This window comes from Paenibacillus humicus NBRC 102415, from assembly GCF_004000905.1.
Taxonomy (GTDB): Bacteria; Bacillota; Bacilli; order Paenibacillales; family Paenibacillaceae; genus Paenibacillus_O; species Paenibacillus_O humicus.
Genome location: NZ_BIMD01000002.1, coordinates 65,839 through 82,411 on the forward strand (window position 1 = coordinate 65,839; position 16,573 = coordinate 82,411).

Annotated in this window: 11 protein-coding genes; 10 read left to right on the top strand and 1 reads right to left on the bottom strand. The window is 55.3% G+C overall.

Translation table 11 applies throughout. The annotated features are described in order from the left end of the window. Positions 1-460: 460 nt before the first annotated feature. Positions 461-1,912 (top strand): LysM peptidoglycan-binding domain-containing protein, encoded by a 1,452-nt coding sequence (locus PHU01S_RS02235; protein ID WP_127505864.1) that lies wholly within the window; start codon positions 461-463, stop codon positions 1,910-1,912. Between the two features lie 256 nt (positions 1,913-2,168). Here the strand turns inward: PHU01S_RS02235 and PHU01S_RS26855 are convergent, their stop codons facing one another. Then, positions 2,169-2,300 carry a hypothetical protein gene (locus tag PHU01S_RS26855; RefSeq protein WP_281279715.1) on the bottom strand — a complete coding sequence of 44 codons (132 nt, stop codon included), beginning with the start codon at positions 2,298-2,300 and terminating at the stop codon, positions 2,169-2,171. A gap of 249 nt (positions 2,301-2,549) precedes the next feature. On the opposite strand from PHU01S_RS26855, the gene PHU01S_RS02240 reads away from it, so the two are divergent. The 9 genes from PHU01S_RS02240 (at position 2,550) to PHU01S_RS02280 (ending at position 16,481) form a co-directional block, all read left to right on the top strand. Continuing rightward, positions 2,550-5,216 carry a valine--tRNA ligase gene (locus tag PHU01S_RS02240; protein ID WP_048749921.1) on the top strand — a complete coding sequence of 889 codons (2,667 nt, stop codon included), beginning with the start codon at positions 2,550-2,552 and terminating at the stop codon, positions 5,214-5,216. 96 nt (positions 5,217-5,312) lie between these two features. Next, positions 5,313-6,692, top strand: a complete 1,380-nt coding sequence (locus PHU01S_RS02245) for a bifunctional folylpolyglutamate synthase/dihydrofolate synthase (RefSeq protein ID WP_049867834.1) — start codon at positions 5,313-5,315, stop codon at positions 6,690-6,692. Between the two features lie 5 nt (positions 6,693-6,697). Further along, on the top strand, positions 6,698-8,098 hold the full coding sequence (gene murC / locus PHU01S_RS02250) for a UDP-N-acetylmuramate--L-alanine ligase (protein WP_048744795.1): 1,401 nt from the start codon (positions 6,698-6,700) through the stop codon (positions 8,096-8,098). A 242-nt stretch (positions 8,099-8,340) separates the two neighbouring features. Then, complete coding sequence (locus PHU01S_RS02255) at positions 8,341-10,155, top strand: hypothetical protein (protein WP_127505866.1); 1,815 nt, start codon at positions 8,341-8,343, stop codon at positions 10,153-10,155. 88 nt (positions 10,156-10,243) lie between these two features. After that, positions 10,244-10,486, top strand: a complete 243-nt coding sequence (locus PHU01S_RS02260) for a DUF4321 domain-containing protein (protein WP_021880678.1) — start codon at positions 10,244-10,246, stop codon at positions 10,484-10,486. A gap of 61 nt (positions 10,487-10,547) precedes the next feature. Beyond that, on the top strand, positions 10,548-11,366 hold the full coding sequence (locus PHU01S_RS02265) for a Maf family protein (RefSeq protein ID WP_127505868.1): 819 nt from the start codon (positions 10,548-10,550) through the stop codon (positions 11,364-11,366). A gap of 323 nt (positions 11,367-11,689) precedes the next feature. Then, positions 11,690-12,100, top strand: coding sequence for a hypothetical protein (locus PHU01S_RS02270; RefSeq protein ID WP_127505870.1), 411 nt, complete (start codon positions 11,690-11,692; stop codon positions 12,098-12,100). Between the two features lie 250 nt (positions 12,101-12,350). Further along, positions 12,351-12,791: a hypothetical protein gene (locus PHU01S_RS02275; protein WP_120463245.1), complete on the top strand. Its 441-nt coding sequence runs from the start codon at positions 12,351-12,353 to the stop codon at positions 12,789-12,791. Positions 12,792-12,989: 198 nt separating this feature from the next. Next, positions 12,990-16,481 carry a hypothetical protein gene (locus tag PHU01S_RS02280; RefSeq protein ID WP_127505872.1) on the top strand — a complete coding sequence of 1,164 codons (3,492 nt, stop codon included), beginning with the start codon at positions 12,990-12,992 and terminating at the stop codon, positions 16,479-16,481. Positions 16,482-16,573: the final 92 nt, after the last annotated feature.

Here is a 16,573-nt window from a genome sequence, read left to right on the forward strand (position 1 = left end):
TGCCCTAAGTCCCGTCCCGGGTGGCAACGTCTCGTCGGCAGGCTTGAGGCCGCCCTCGGTTTATGAACCGCTTTGCATCGTTTTGAGCGATGCAGGGCGGTTCTTTTTTCTGGCTCGCCAGCATACGGAAGGAACGAATAAAGCCGGCTTCGCTTCCATCGCGGAATCAAGCGATACAGGATTGGATTTTATTCTTCGCCGGCCATGAAGCAGAGGAAGCGTGTTTTTTCACCTGGGAGAAACAGGTCTCGATGTCGCGCCTTTTCCGGCCCTTTAGGACGGTTTTCCCGGCTCATGTACGCCGAAGCCGGCCTTGCCGGAGGCAGCCGTCAAGCAAGAACAGCCTGCTTCCGTCGGCGAGTCCCTCCCCCAAGTAGTCATGCTATGCGATTCCCTGCCATATAGATGGTATGGAGCAAGGCATATGCCCAAGCAATAGCTAGGGAAGGGAGGCTTAAGCGTGAGCGAACTAACACAAGGACTGCGGTTCGACGTGTATGAACGCGTCCATCTGCCCGAGGAAGTTCCCGCTATCGACGAGCTGGAGGAAATCGAACTCGTTCCCCGCATCCAAGTCGTTCAGCAGGGAGAACAAGCCATACTGCGAGGCCAGCTGCTGCTGAGCGGAGTGTACCGCACGACGGACCGTTCGGCGTCGGCGCAGTCGATGGAGCATCGGATTCCGGTGGAGATTACGCTTCCGATGAACCGCATCGAGAGGCTGGACGACATCTCCGTGGAGATCGACAACTTCGACGTCGACCTCCTGTCGGCGCGTACGCTGAACATTACCGGCGTGCTGTCGTTGTCCGGCATCCGGGTGGAGTCCTCCTCCGAGGAGGAGGGGGAGTGGAAGGAAGAGCCTTATACGGTGGTGCATCGCCAGGAAGCGCACCCGACGGGCGACATTTCTCCGGTCCGATATCTGGAGCTGGATGAAGAAGAAGACGAGCCGCAGGGAGAAGCGAGGGGAGAAAGGGATTTCGATCAGGCGACTCCTTATCGGGACGCAGAGGCAATTGCCGGCCAGAGCTACGATCCGGTCGAGGAGGCGCAGAACGAGCCGTACGCCTATGCGGCCGGCTGGACGCAGCTCGGCTCGGCCAGCGGGGCTCGCGAGGAGGAAGTGGACTCCTCCTTCCAGCAGGAGGAGGGTTCCTCCAGGCAGGATGCCGAGACGGAAAACGAAGCTCTCGCGGCCAGCGGAGGAAGCTCCAGCCCGTTCCGCGCGCCGATTCCGCCTGCTTCGGACATTCCCCTGGTCCAGAGCGAAGAGCGGCAATCGGCCTTCTCGGCGCTCCGGAACATAGCGGAGGAGATCAATCCGGCAGAGCCGGAAGCAGCGGCGGATGTCCCGCAGGAGGAAGATCCGGCCGCCGTCCTGTACGGCCGCCCGGCTGCCGAACTGCCGCCGGTCGAAGAGGCGGCGGCCGATTCAGAGCCTCAGCGCGCCGAGACGGAAGACGCCGGGGAAGGGGAATCAGCATCCGCCTTCGCCGCGGAGCCGTTCGAGAATCATGAGCCGCTGCAGGAGCAGGAGAAGCAGGAGCTGCGCATCGCGTTCGGCAGCAAGCGATCGGCTTCGCCCGAGGAAGCCGGGCAGGAGCTTGCTTCTTCGCTGATCGGCTCCAGCAGGAGGGAGCGGGAGCAGCGGCAGGCCGCCGAGCGCAGCCGGCAATCCCAGGAATCCCAGCCGGCAGCGCCAGCGGAAGAGGTGGAGTGGCAGTCGCTTTTCCTCGGCCGGGTCAGCGAAGAGAAGCCGTTCCGCAAAGTGCGGATCTGCATCGTGCAGCGGGAAGAGACGCTGGATCTGATCGCCGACCGCTATCATCTTCAAGCCCGCGAGCTTGCTCTCTACAACCGCCTTGCCGATCAGGGCGTCGCAGAGGGCCAGGTTCTCTACATCCCTTGAGCGGGAGCGTCCCGAATCTATCCCGGCTCCGTCCATGGCTTACCATACCGCGCCTTTCCCCGCTTTGCGGGGGATGGCGCCTTTTTTGGCTTCGGCTGCCGTTTCCAGCCCGATCCCGGCATGGGTCCGATATGGCTGCCCGGGCAAGGCTGCCGCCTAATCAAGTTGACTCCAGCCTTCAAGAACGCTAAAATGAAGCTACCTATTTTTCGAAGTTTGAATAGCCGACGTTGAAAGGGAAGAGCATTCGCCTCGCCTACAGAGAGCAGACCGCAAGCGCTGGAAGGTCTGCAGGCAAGGAGCGGATGCGGGTCGCCCCGGAGTTGCCCCGGTCATGCTGCGCGAGCAGCGGAAGCCGGAGCCGGCCGCAGCCGATATCCTGCGCCAAAGTGCCGCAAGGAAGCTTTCTTGCGGAACAAAGGTGGTACCGCGGAAGCCTGAAGTCTTTCGTCCTTTGCGAAGAGGATGAAAGGCTTTTTTTGTCGGAAAAAACGGCGTTCGCCTTCCTGCGGAATCCGGGGCCCGGCATCGGGCCGGAGGCGGATGTACGCTGTCCTCCGCGCAGGCCGGCCAGCCGAGGCGTTGTCAAAAAGAAGGCCATAAAAAAACGACTTTCATTGATAAGGGTGAATCCAAAATGTCAGAGACTCAGCAGCACACGACGGAAATGCCGACGACCTACGATCCGAAGGCGGCGGAGCAGAAAGGAACCGAGTTCTGGGAAAAGGGCGGTTTCTTCCAGGCCGGCCGCAAGCCTGAAGCGAAGCCTTACACGATCGTCATCCCGCCCCCCAACGTAACGGGAATGCTCCATATCGGGCATGCGCTCGATTTCACGCTGCAGGATATCATGATCCGAACGAAGCGCATGCAGGGATACGACGCCCTGTGGCTGCCCGGAACGGACCATGCCGGCATCGCGACGCAGACCGTAGTGGAGAAGAAGCTTCGCGAGCAAGGCATGACGCGCCACGATCTGGGCCGCGAGAAATTCCTGGAGCAGGTATGGGAGTGGAAGGACACGTATGCGGGGACGATCCGCAGCCAGTGGAGCAAGATGGGCCTTTCCCTGGACTACTCCCGCGAGCGCTTCACGCTGGACGAGGGGCTTTCCAAAGCCGTTCGCGAGGTGTTCGTCCGCTTGTACGAGAAAGGGCTGATCTATCGCGGCGCCAAGATCATCAACTGGGATCCGGCAGCGCGCACGGCCCTGTCCGACATCGAGGTCGAGTACAAGGAAGTGAACGGACACCTGTACCACCTGAAATATCCGCTTGCGGACGGAACCGGCCACGTCACCGTCGCGACGACCCGTCCCGAGACGATGCTCGGCGACACGGCTGTAGCGGTGCATCCGAAGGATGAGCGCTACGCCGCTCTCGTCGGCAAAATGCTCGTGCTTCCTGTTACCGGACGCGAGATTCCGATCATCGCAGACGATTATGTCGAGAAGGACTTCGGCTCCGGAGCGGTCAAGATCACGCCTGCCCATGATCCGAACGACTTCGAGGTCGGCGAGCGCCACAGCCTGCCCAAGATCATCGTCATGGACGAGAGCGGCGTCATGAACGCCGAGGCCGGACCTTACCAAGGCCTCGACCGCGCCGAAGCGCGCAAGAAGCTTGTCGCCGACCTTCAGGAGAGCGGCGTTCTCGTCCGCATCGAGGACCATGTGCATCAAGTCGGGCACAGCGAGCGCAGCGGCGCCGTCGTCGAGCCGTACTTGTCCACGCAGTGGTTCGTGGCGATGAAGCCGCTCGCCGAACGCGCGATCGAAGCCCAGAAGTCCGGCGAGGGCGTGAACTTCGTGCCGGACCGCTTCGAGAAGATCTACCTGAACTGGATCGAGAACGTCCGCGACTGGTGCATTTCCCGCCAGCTGTGGTGGGGCCATCGCATTCCGGCCTGGTACTGCGACTCCTGCGGCAAGCTTCATGTCGCCCGCGAGGATCTCGAAGCTTGCCCGGACTGCGGGCATGGAGAGCTGCGCCGCGACGAGGACGTTCTCGACACCTGGTTCAGCTCCGCCCTTTGGCCGTTCTCCACGCTCGGCTGGCCGGACGAGGACAGCGCCGATTTCAAGCGCCACTATCCGAACGACCTGCTTGTCACCGGCTACGACATCATCTACTTCTGGGTAGCCCGCATGATCTTCACGGCGCTGGAATTCACGGACCGCATCCCGTTCAAGGACGTGCTCATGCACGGCCTGGTGCGCGACGCGGACGGCAAGAAGATGTCCAAGTCGCTCGGCAACGGAGTCGATCCGCTGGACATCATCGAGCAGTACGGTGCGGATGCGATGCGCTTCATGCTGTCCACCGGCAGCACGCCGGGGCAGGATTTGCGGTTCCGCCTGGAGAAGGTAGAGCAGGCGAGAAACTTCGCCAACAAGATCTGGAACGCTTCCCGCTTCGCCTTGATGAATCTGGAAGGTTTCAATTATGATGATATCGATATAACTGTTCCGCTCGGCACGGCCGACCGCTGGATTCTGCATCGTCTGAACGAGACCTCGCGCGATGTGACCAGACTGATCGACGCCTACGACTTCGGCGAAACAGGACGCCTGCTGTACAATTTCATCTGGGACGATCTGTGCGACTGGTACATCGAGGTTGCCAAGCTGAATCTGTACGGTCAGGATGCCGACGCCAAAAAGGCGACGCAATCCGTGCTCGCCTACGTGCTGGACCGGACGCAGCGCCTGATCCATCCGTTCATGCCGTTCATCAGCGAGGAAATCTGGCAGCATCTGCCGCATGAGGGCGAGTCCATCACGACGGCCGCCTGGCCGGTCTATGAAGCTGCGCTGGAAGCGCCGGAAGCCGTCCGCGAGATGGAGCTGCTCATGAGCACGATCCGCTCCGTGCGCAACATCCGCGCCGAAGTGAACGTGCCCATGAGCAAGAAGATCGAGCTGCAGATCAAGCCTTCCGGCAGCTTCGAAGCCGGCATCCTGAGCGGCAACGAAGAGCTTCTGCGCCGCTTCTGCGGCACTTCCTCCCTGGCGGTCGACACGGGACTGTCCGCTCCGGACAAGGCGATGGCCGCCATTGTGACGGGGGCGGAGCTGTACTTGCCGCTTGCGGGACTCATCGACATCGAACAGGAGATCGCGAGGCTGACGAAGGAAGCCGCCGTTCTCCGCTCCGAAGTGGAGCGCGTGGACAAAAAGCTTTCCAACGAAGGCTTCACGGCCAAAGCTCCGGCCAAAGTCATCGAGGAAGAAAAAGCCAAAAGGGCCGATTACGAGTCCAAGCTGGAGAAGGTGCTGGCGCGGATCGAGGAGCTGCAGAGCTGATCGAAGCTGCGTTTGTCCTTGGAGGACGGGGGGGCCGGCGAAGGGCGTTCGCGCCGTTCGCCGGCGCAAGTCAAACATAAAAGGAAGCGAAACGATATGGACAACCAGGAAACGCATCGACAGGCCGGAGGCCTGCTGAAATCGTACGAGGAAGCGCGGGAATGGATCGAAGGCCTCATCGGCTTCGGCATCCGTCCGGGCCTGGATCGGATGAAGCTGATGATGGAGCGTCTCGGACATCCCGAGCGCCGGCTCCGCTTCATCCATGTGGCGGGAACGAACGGCAAAGGCTCCGTCTGCGCCTACCTGACCGAGGCGCTGACGCGCGGAGGCTATGACACGGGAACGTTCACGTCGCCGTATATCACCAAGTTCACCAACCGCTTCCGCTATAACGGCCAAGATATCGAGGAGGAGACGCTGCTGCGGCTGGCCAACGAGCTGAAGCCTCTCGTGGACGAGATCGCGGCTACCGAGCACGGCTCCCCGACGATGTTCGAGGTATCCACGGCGCTGGCGATCCTGTACTTCGCCAAGGTGACCTACCCGGATTACGTCGTCTGGGAAACCGGCCTCGGAGGCCGGCTGGACGTGACGAATATCGTGACGCCGGTCATCTCGGTCATCACGAACGTCGGGCATGACCACATGGACGTGCTCGGCAGTTCCATAACGGAAATCGCGTCGGAGAAAGCCGGCATCATCAAGCCCGGGGTCCCGGTCGTAAGCACCGTCGAGGATCCGGAGGCGCTGGCGGTCATCCGCGCGGCGGCAAGCCGCAGCAAGAGCACGCTGTACCAGCTCGGCGAGCAGTTCTCCATTCAAGCGCTTGAGGTGTCGGAGGCCGAGCAGAGCTTCGCGTTCCAGGGCCTGTTCCGCTCTGTGAGTCCGCTGACGGTGACGCTTGGCGGCGCCCATCAGCGCACCAATGCCGCTGCCGCGGTCATGGCGCTTGAGGTGCTGCGCCAATACTGCGCCTTGCTGGTCGACGACGAGCAGCTTCGCGCCGGCCTCAAGGAGGCCGCATGGCCGGGCCGCCTCGAGATGGTGAGAAGCGAGCCGCGGCTGCTGCTTGACGGCGCGCATAATCCCGAAGGAGCGGAGTCGCTGGCGGCGGCGCTCAAGGACGTCTTCAAGTACCGCAAGCTCCATCTCATGATGGGAATGCTGGAGAACAAGAATCATCGGGATGTGCTGCGGCATATACTCCCTATAGTGGATACCTTTGTCATTACGGAGCCCGCCTTCCGCAAGGCGATGCCGGCCCCTGCTCTTGCCGAGCTGGCACGCTCGGAAGCGGCGGAGCTCGGGGTTTCGCCGGAAATCGTGGTCGAGCCCGATTGGACCGCTGCGCTGCGGCGCCTGGAAGAGGCGGCGGGTCCGGAGGACCTGTCCGTCGTAACCGGCACTCTTTATTTAATCGCCGATGTCCGCACCCGGGTGCTTGGGCTACCGGATTCTGAAAAAGGTTGGTGACCGTCATGACGACTACAGCAGAGCACGTACATTTTATCGGAATCGGCGGCTACGGCATGAGCGCGATCGCCCGCGTCATGCTGGAGATGGGATACAAGGTGACGGGATCCGACGTTGCGCGGGCGGAGCTGGCGGAAAAGCTGGCATCCAAGGGAGCAAGCATCTATATCGGCCATGACGCAGGCAACGTCAAGGGGGCCGATCTGGTCGTCTACAGCACGGCGCTGTCCAAGGACAACGTGGAGCGGCGCGCGGCGGAGGAGCTGAAGATTCCGGTGCTCCATCGCTCCCAGATGCTGGCCAGGCTCATGAATGCGGGCAAGGGGGTCGCCGTCGCCGGAGCGCACGGCAAAACGACGACCTCCTCGATGATCGCTCTCGTCATGGAGAGCTGCGGAGCGGATCCGACCTACATCATCGGCGGCGAAATCGTCAATGTCGGCACGAACGCCAAGGCGGGCAAAGGCGAATATGTCGTAGCGGAAGCCGACGAGAGCGACGGCTCCTTCCTGCATTACCATCCGGCGATCGCGGTCGTCACCAACATCGAGCCGGATCATCTGGAGAACTACGACGGCGATTTCGCCAACCTGAAGAAGGCCTACGTCCAGTTTCTCACCCAGGTCACTCCCGATGGAAGGGCCGTCGTATGCCTGGACGATCCGATCGTCCGCGAGCTGCTGCCGCAGGCGGCAGGCTCCCTTCCGTCCGAACGCATCCTGACCTTCGGCATCGACGAGGAAGCGGAATTCCGCGCATCGGACATCGTGCTCGGCGACCGCAAGGTGGCGTTCAAGCTTTCCCGTTCCGGCAAAGAGCTCGGCGTCGTGCAGCTGTCCGTCCCTGGACGCCATAACGTGTATAACGCGATGGCGACGCTGATCACCTGCATGGAAGCCGGCATTCCGTTCGGCGCGGCAGCGGCCGCGATCAAGGAATTCATCGGGGCCAAGCGCCGCTTCCAGGTGCTGGGCGACGTGAACGGCATTCTCGTCATCGACGACTACGCCCATCATCCGACGGAGATCCAGGCGACGATCAGCGCCGCCAAGGCGACCGGCAAGCGGATCGTGGCCGTGTTCCAGCCGCAGCGCTATACGCGCACCTTCTTCCTGCTGGAGCAGTTCAGCCGGGCTTTCGCCGAAGCCGACGAAGTGATCATCACCGACATCTACTCCCCGGCCGGCGAGCAGCAGATCGAAGGCATCAGCTCGCAGCGGCTCGTGGAGATGATCGTGGAGAACTGCAATGCCAATACACGCTATCTTCCGACCAAGGAAGAGGTGCAGGCCGAGCTGTCGAAGCAGGCTGCGCCCGGCGATCTCATCATTACGATGGGAGCCGGAGATATCTGGAAGGCCGCCGACGGCCTCGCGCGCGAGCTGCGGGAGCGGCACGGGCAATAACATCGGAACAGCAGAAGGAAGAACCTTCGAAACGGCCTGATGCAGGCTTTTTCGGAGGTTTTTTTTCTTGCCGGAATCCGGTTCCTCGCAGAGATGCGGGGCCTCCCGCCTTTTCCACCCGCTGCAGCTTCCGCTCTCGATCCTGCCTATCAATCTCTATATCCTTCTTCCAAAACGAGGAATAACTCTATCGTTCGGACATAGATTAGAGTAAGAACCCGGCATGGCAGGAGGAATGGAACATGACGAAATCGCGGATGACCTATCGTCCGGACGGTCAAGGGAAGCTGGTGCAGGATCAACGCAAATCGCCACCGGCTGCAGGGAGCGGGCAGCGTGCCGCCGGAGCGGAGGCTCCGGACAAGGGACAGGCGCCGGCGCAAAGGCAAAGGCAAAAAAAAGATCAAGCGCTTGGGCAAGGCCAAGTGCTTTCACAGGAGCAGCCAAAGGACCAACCGCAGGCAAAGGAACAGATGAAAGCAAGAGAGCCATTGCAAGCAATCGCGCAGCTGCAGCCGAAGGGCCGCTTGCAGGCGGAAGAACAAAAGAAAGCAAAAGAGCAGTTGCAATCCGTAGAGCTGCAGCCAAAAGGCCAAATGAAGGCGAAGGATTTTCCGCTCCGGCATGGGGGCGCGCGCCAGACGGGCATGCGCAAGCAGGCATCGCTGCCGCCGGATTGGAGTCCGGCGCCTGCGGAGTCGCTTTCATCCATGGAATTCACAGCGGAATACAAAGCATGGGAAAGCCCCTTTCAGGATGACATCGACAGGTTGGAAAGCCTCATCCGCAAGGAAGACGGGCGTCCGGCCGGAAGGCAGTTGCCGGCTGACGCCGCACCTGCACTTGAAAAACGCCGTGCCGGCAACACCTTCGGAGCGGAGGGGCTCCTCGAAGCCCCATCACTCACACCGGATGAAGTCCAGGCTCTCTCCACGGACGAGCGCCTCGACGGCCGGGCAGCCAGGCCCGGAGAGCGCCGCAGCACGCCGCTCCCCGATCCGGGCATTCTCTCCGAATGTCCGCAATGGCCGGATGCGGAGCCTGTGTCCGCCGCAGGAACGGAGCTTTTCGAAGGGCCCGTCATCGATTTGGATGAAATTCGCGCATCAAGGAAGCTTAAATCCGTCCCCGCTCGTCGTATAGAAAGCGGAAGCGCGGGCGGCAGCCGCAGAGGCCCGTCCTGGCCGGCGGTCCTGCTGTCGGTTGCCGGCGCGATAGCGACCGGAGCACTCTTCGGCTACATCGCCTTGGCACTCTTCGCAGGCGGCAGCGTTCTCCCCGCCAAAGACGGCGGAGCCGCCGGAAACACGGCTTCCGAGCCGGCGTCCGCTCCTGCGGCATCGCCTCCGGCAAGCGGCGCCGGTTCTCCCGCCGTCAAGACGGAATCGTCAGCAGGCGGCGCTCCGGCTGCTGCCGGCGCTGCGGCGGACGTTCAGGCGGATTGGCCGCAGACGGCTTTCAGCCTGCTGCAGTACGGCGTCTTCTCGGCCAAGGACAGCGCCGCCGCGGCGGCGTCCGAGCTGAAGGCCGGCGGACTCGGCTCTGCTTCGGCAAAGGCGGACGGCGGCTACCGCGTCTACGCCGGCATCTCGTCGAAGCGCAGCGGCGCGGAGTCTCTCGCTGCTTCCATCTCCGGCACGGAAGTATACATCAAGGAAGTCTCGCTTCCCGCGGCCGGCAAGTTTCGTTTCGCCGGATCCGAAAGGGATGCGAAGGCGTTTGGACCCGCGACATCCGGGCTGATCGCGCAGCTGGCCGACATGACGCTGGCCTCTGCGAGCCAGGCGAAGCCTGGCGCTGCGGACAAGAAAGCCATGGCGGAATGGGACAAGCAGCTGGCCTCGTGGCGGCAAGCCTATGCAGCCTTCCGTCCCGGGGTACAGGGAAAGGAGTCGGCGGCCGCGGCCGATAGCCTGGAGTCGGCGGTCAATCTGGCTGCCAAAGAGCTGGACGCCTATAATGCGGCTCCCTCGAAGGCGCGTTTGTGGACGGTGCAGAGCCGATCGATGGACGTCTTCTTCGGACAGCGTGCGTTGATCGAAACCTTGCAGCCGTAAGGGGAGACAGGTTCTTTACATTGTAAAGAACGGAGGCGATCGCGTATAATGAGGCCAGGTGTCAATCATTGGCGAGAGGCGTTGAACCATGAAGAAAAATGGCTGGACGCTTCTCTTCTTTATCGTGCTTGGACTTGTCGCAGGAGCGCTTGCGAACCGCTGGCTGAAGGATGTGCCGGGGGTGTCGGCGCTGACGCGCTCCACGGATATCCGCTGGTCTCCCGCCGCCGATCTGGGCGTCCTCAGCTACAGCCTGGACGTCACCATCCAATTCAGCCTGATCAGCCTGCTCGTGCTCGTGCTTGCGCTGTGGCTGTACCGCCGCCTCTGACCGGAGGACATGGCGGACCGTTATCGAAGAGGAGCATTATGGAAGAGGAGCATTATCGAACATGAACGATGTCGCTATACCCGATCGGCTCGTACTGGCCTCGGCGTCCCCGCGGCGCCGGGAGCTGGTGTCTGTCCTCGGACTTGAGCTTCCTGTCCGCCTGCTTCCTACCGGGGCGGATGAATCCGTCGCCGGGACGCTCTCTCCCGGAGAGATCGTCCTCGAGCTTAGCCGGCGCAAGGCCGAGGCCGCTGCCGACGCGCTTCGCGGCGAGCAATCCGCAGAATCGTCCTCAGGGAACGATCTCGTGCTCGGCGCCGATACGATCGTCGTGCTGGACGGGGCGGTGCTCGGCAAGCCCGCGGACCGCGAGGATGCCGTGTCTGCCCTGATGGCGCTGAGCGGCCGCACGCATGAAGTCTATACCGGCGTCACCCTCCTTTCCTGCCCGGGAGATCGCGCCGTCAGCCGCTGGCAGCGTACGCTGGTCACGATGAAGCCGTTCGGCATCGAGAGCGCCCGCCGCTACGCGGCTACGGGAGAACCGCTGGACAAAGCCGGGGACTACGACACCACAATGCACCTTGGAGACATTGGTCAGTATCGTGTATTATCTCAGTCGCCAAGCGGACAGCCAGAGGTAATTGTGGGACATACTGTCAGTAAAGTAACGTTTAGACCTATGAGTGACGCGGAAATCGAAGCTTATGTAAAAACTGGTGAGCCACTCGATAAGGCAGGAAGTTACGGGGCACAGGGGTTGGGCGCTGTTTTTATTGAAAAAATTGAGGGTGATTTTTTCAGTATAATGGGGCTACCCTTAAACCTGTTGTACCAAATGCTCCTGAAATTTGGTATTAGTCCATTTCAAGAAAAATAGAGTTTTTCTAACGGAAGGTGCTAAAATTTTTAGCACCTTTTTCGTGGTAGTCGACCTTATATACTTGGGTTTCATCTGAAGGACAAAATGTTAGCACATTTAAAAAGCTAAAGGAGAAATCCATAAGCTGTGTTTTATTTTGTAGAGAATTTGAAATTCGGATTTGGATACACTTGTACGATTTAAACAAGTACGCTAGAATACACAACAACTTTACAATACTTATATTTTATTGCGTGGGGGTTGGTCGACCACGAAATGCGACCTTATGTTGAAACTGAACTAACGCGTTTAAGAGAACATCAGAAGGACGGTGATTTCCAATGAAGCTCGAGCTAAAAGAAAAGTTGTTCACTCGCTTCCCTTGGTCGATACCAGACAAATCTGACACCATGAGTCCTTGGACACAATATACTTTTGAATGTGGGGACGGCTGGTATCAAATCCTCTGGGACATGTTCACTGAAATAGAAGAAGTCTATAAAAATAATGGAATCAAGATCAAACTAACTGTTGGGCAAATCAAACAAAAATTCGGAGAGTTGAGAGTTTATATTCACGATGCACTTCCCGAAGTCAATGAACTGATAGTTAAGTATCAAGAGATTTCGGTAAAGATATGCGAGGGATGTGGTATTGAGAGTAGCATTCAGCTCAGAGTGCATTACTGGACAACATTATGCGATGACTGTTACGATAAGCGGATTGAAGAAGCAAGAGTAGGATTAGGGTGAATGTCTAATATTATAGGTATTTTCGATGGCTTTTTACTATCCTTCGAAAGTGGGTAACGTTAATAAAGATCTGCAGAATGTATCGAGGAATTCGTAGGGTGACTCCCTTCTACTTCACTGGCAAGGCTTCACACTAAGTGTGGGGCTTTGTTTTTTTTTTTTTTATTTAAGGTTTTTCTTTTCAAGTCGACCTCGTTCAAGCTAATGTATTAAAAACGATAACCGGACGTAATTTGGAGGAATGAGAATTGTGGCAAATATTACGGGTTACTGGAGCCAAGGAGAAATCATTTATACACATATGGAGGAAGAAGGTATCGCTTTCTTTCCTAACGGAACAGGATTATTAATTTGGTTCAACCCTTATGTAGAAATAATTGATACATTTCACTGGAGGCATCAGAATGAGAGAATATCACTTTTAGGCAAAAAGCAAATTACCTTTCGAGATGATGATCTTTCTGAGATCAAACCTTCTGATCTTAGTGTCGCTGACATTTTAATGAATATGGTCAAACGTAAGTCAATCAATAGTGGAACTGTAAAGGCACTTGAATTCCTAGAGCCAATTGGGTATTCATCTGAAAGTCGATTTGGTTTTATATGCAGGGATATATGGGGTATGGATCATTACAAAAGAAAGCAAGAAGTAATAATGAAATATGGTGAACTCCAGAAAAGTGAAAATTGAAATACACAATCAAGGCAGCTTAAGTCCTCAAGCTGTCTTGATTTTTTGCACTTAACATACTGCGAGTGACTATTTCTTCAAATAAAAATTTTTAGGGACTTGAAAATTCTCGATACTTCAACACCTGAAAGTCAACCAAAAACATATTAAGTAAGAACAATTTTTAAGAAATCGAACCAAAAGAACGGAGGGATACAGTTGAGTGAACCAGAATGGATCAAGGAGTATCCTATAGACATGAATGATGAACATACCTCGCCTGCCGAGCTAAGTTTGAACGCTATAGCGGCAATGGCACAGGACTTTGCAGCTTTAACTGGGCTTAGTTCGAGTCAATTGCGACACCATCTTATAGAAAGGACATTACTGCCACTAGCTGCGAAGAAAGGGATGACCGACGAAATAATCCTTTCTCATAACAACGAAGATGATAAGTATAAAGCGTTGGTATGTGAGCTATATCCGACTTTGGCTAAGTTGGTGGACAATGTAGATCATTCAAAGAATCGTCCATATTTACAGGAGCTTCTTACAGCTGCAATGTCATTAGTTGTTTGGAACGAAATCGAGAATAAAGTAAAGGCGAAGTCAATCGATACGAAGCAGTTTCAAGGAGTTACCCAACAAGTTTGTGACACTACGGTTTATTTTGAAAACGAAGTCTTTCCGATTACCGACTTTGTAAGATCAGTTTCAGTAGAGCGCCGCTCCGTAGAGAAGGGTGATTTTGAAGTCATTTCAGATTTGCTTGGGGTATTGAAAGCCTTGAACACTGTCGGAACAGGAAACTCATCGGTTGTTTCTGAAAGAGCCGCTAGACCTACACAAGACAAGCAAACCTATATCAGAGAGCTTGCATCAAAGGGTTTTTTCCCGAAGGATAATAAGACTTCTGTTGCAGGGAAAACAGGTATTCATGACACTCTGATTGGCTTAATCAAGCTGTTCTACTCGGAGTCACCAGTTAGTAGTCTTGGCTTCAAGGATAAAGTGTACATGGTCAATCAATCCCTTTTGGAGTCCAAAGGTGTTAACCCAAAAGGAGTCGATATCTGGAACGCAGCAACATACACTCTGGACGAAGATTTGATGTTCCGAGTATTCATTAAAGAAGACGATATTTCATTCACAGTTCTGATAAAGCTACCAGTAGGAGTCACCAATTTTGATTTCTCGAGGAAGTCCAGCGAATTGGACGCTATCCCGTTATTATTCAGCAACATGAATCCTTCAGCGGGAACCGTCTATTCCAGTTCCTTAATGAAACAACCGAGAGTCTGTAACTTAGGCTCAACGAGGAAAGTTACGGCAGCCTACGATTGTATCGAGATGGTTTTATCCAAGGACTTACTGGCATTCCGAAACGCCAATTGGTCGTTGCGGGATTACATCAGAGCTTGTCAGGGCGAACAGAACGACTTTGCTTCATTCGATGATTTGTCTTTAGGTGAGAAGATCGTTGTCGGTGTTATGCCAGGAGCTTTGAAAGCCGAACGATTTGACTGTTCAGGAAAATACAATGTGAGCGGTATTGTAGGTGGAGGAGCCGGTTCAGGTAAAACCGCAATGTATGACAGTTTATTGGTGCAATCAGTTGCCCTGCAGGGGGTTGAAGGAAACGGCTCTGTGGTTCTCATCGACCAAAAGGAAGAATGGGTTCCGATTTGGAGGAAGGTATTTAACAGCGCAGGAGTACCGTTTTACGGTTTTGATGGAGAAGTCCTGAACTCTGCTGAATTGAAGTGGGTCGACATCAAGCGTGGGGAAAGAGTAGTCGAGAATATTCCCTTTAAGGTCAATGCTTATATCGGGGGTATCCTTTTTGCCAGAGTGGTTTATCAAACGATTCAGGTCATTCTCAAGGAGACGGGCTGTTCTGACATTATCGAGTTTAATAAAGGCAATCACAATTACAAGGGAATCACAAGGCTTCCGCGCATCTTCTTTTTGGTCGATGAGCTGAATTCTTTGTATGCAAGCATCAAAGGCGATCCTGCTATTCCGCAGAGTGTTTACAAAGGATTAATTTTAGCAAGGTTGACCAGAACAAGCGGCTTTCACTGGTTATTAGGTGGTCAAGATCCGAGTAAGACGCTAATTGCCAGCGATGAGCGAAGCAACTATAACTACAATATCTTCGGTAAGATGGCAGACGAGCGTTATGAGTATTTCGGGGTCACTCAGAATCAAGCGGTTCAAGGCTATGAGAAGAAGCATGGTACCCTCGATAATCCGAATCCAATCCTAAGCCAGGGGGTATTTTACGCGGGACCGAAAGGGAAAACGGATTTGGTTAAAAGTTTATTTGTTTCGAAGGATGAACGTCTGGATGCAATCAGAGACCTAAATTCTTCACTCAGCGGCATGCAAGAATTGGACAAAATCGTAAGGTTGGCTTTGGCTGAAGGTTATTTTGATGCATTTGAAGTTACATTAGGTAAGCCCAATAACATTGTGTATGCAACCCTCCGTAATTTAGGGGTTATCTCGCAAAAGGAATTTGAATACTACACCGAACGTGTATTGAGCGGAAATAACAATGACGCATCGGACGTACTTGATGATGCATTGAATGTTTACGAAGCCGATTCTGTTAAAAAGAGTCCAACCTCGACCAACGTAGTTGAGCAGAATCGCCCACTCGAGAAAACATCTAGCGGGACGATTTTATCCGAAAGACGAGAAGTACCCGATGACTACATGCAATTGAAGAATGCTCGACCTGTATATCAAAATCACGTCATCCAAGATCCATACGTTTCACCAAGAGAACAGAATGCTTTTTCAGCAATTTATGAAGCTCAGGTTGACCCCGAGGTAAATCCATTTGAAGTATTCAAAGTTGAGAATGGAGATAATCTCAATCCGTTCTCATCTATGACTGCTTTCAGAATGATGTCGGATATGCTTATGAAGCAGATTAAGCAAATGGTTGGAGATTTGAAAAGGATTGAAAGCTTTGAAGTCACTGGTAATGGTCTTATCATCAACGATGTTGCATTTAGACCGAGGTTCTCACAAGAAGTATTGAAATCCATGCCTTATGCAATAAGAGTTCAAGTTGAGAAGGGGAATGTCGTAGAGCTATTCCATTTCAAAAACATCTTTAGGTTCAAAAATTTAGTTTGTCTTCGAATCGATAATGCCCGTCTTGCAGAAGGGCGTGTAAGACGCGAAATTGGTTGGAGTCAGAGAAAGTCATGGTTCAAGCTATTCGACCATTTCCGTCATCTTAGTGAACTGTATATCGGTGGAGAGTTAATTGCCGATGAGGAGACGGCTAAGGAGTATGACAATCGTGGTCGCGGCGGATTCACATTAACGGAAAAGTTAAGAAATGCATTCGGTCTTGGGGTAAATGTGGTTTCGTCCTCTCACATGGAGCGGGTTTGGGATTCAAAGCCGGTAAGAGTCATGGGAAGTGCGGTAGGCTGGACATTAGCCTTCAAGGGGATGACGCTTGCAGCGAGCTTACTCGGTCCTTGGGGTATCGTCTTCGCAGGTCTTGCAGGTTATAAAGCATATCAGGAACTAAGAAATCGCCAAGGACATAAACAAACTCAAATGCCAAAACACCTTAAAGGGCAAATGCCAACTCAACAACAAAGGCAAAGTCAGTGGCAATGGCAACAGCAACAGCAAACTCAGGACCCAAGATATCGCCAAGGGACAAAGCGAACTAGACGCTGACCTTGAACTGGCAGTATGACCTTGTCGAATAAAATTGACTTAGCTAATCGGTACATGAGCTTATGGATGATTGTTCAATTTATGCTATTGAA

Bases quoted from the DNA above. Each gene is read 5' to 3' on its own strand.
- PHU01S_RS02240 (WP_048749921.1), top strand. From the start codon at position 2,550: ATGTCAGAGACTCAGCAGCACACGACGGAAATGCCGACGACCTACGAT.
- PHU01S_RS02245 (WP_049867834.1), top strand. From the start codon at position 5,313: ATGGACAACCAGGAAACGCATCGACAGGCCGGAGGCCTGCTGAAATCG.
- murC (WP_048744795.1), top strand. From the start codon at position 6,698: ATGACGACTACAGCAGAGCACGTACATTTTATCGGAATCGGCGGCTAC.
- PHU01S_RS02255 (WP_127505866.1), top strand. From the start codon at position 8,341: ATGACGAAATCGCGGATGACCTATCGTCCGGACGGTCAAGGGAAGCTG.
- PHU01S_RS02260 (WP_021880678.1), top strand. From the start codon at position 10,244: ATGAAGAAAAATGGCTGGACGCTTCTCTTCTTTATCGTGCTTGGACTT.
- PHU01S_RS02265 (WP_127505868.1), top strand. From the start codon at position 10,548: ATGAACGATGTCGCTATACCCGATCGGCTCGTACTGGCCTCGGCGTCC.
- PHU01S_RS02270 (WP_127505870.1), top strand. From the start codon at position 11,690: ATGAAGCTCGAGCTAAAAGAAAAGTTGTTCACTCGCTTCCCTTGGTCG.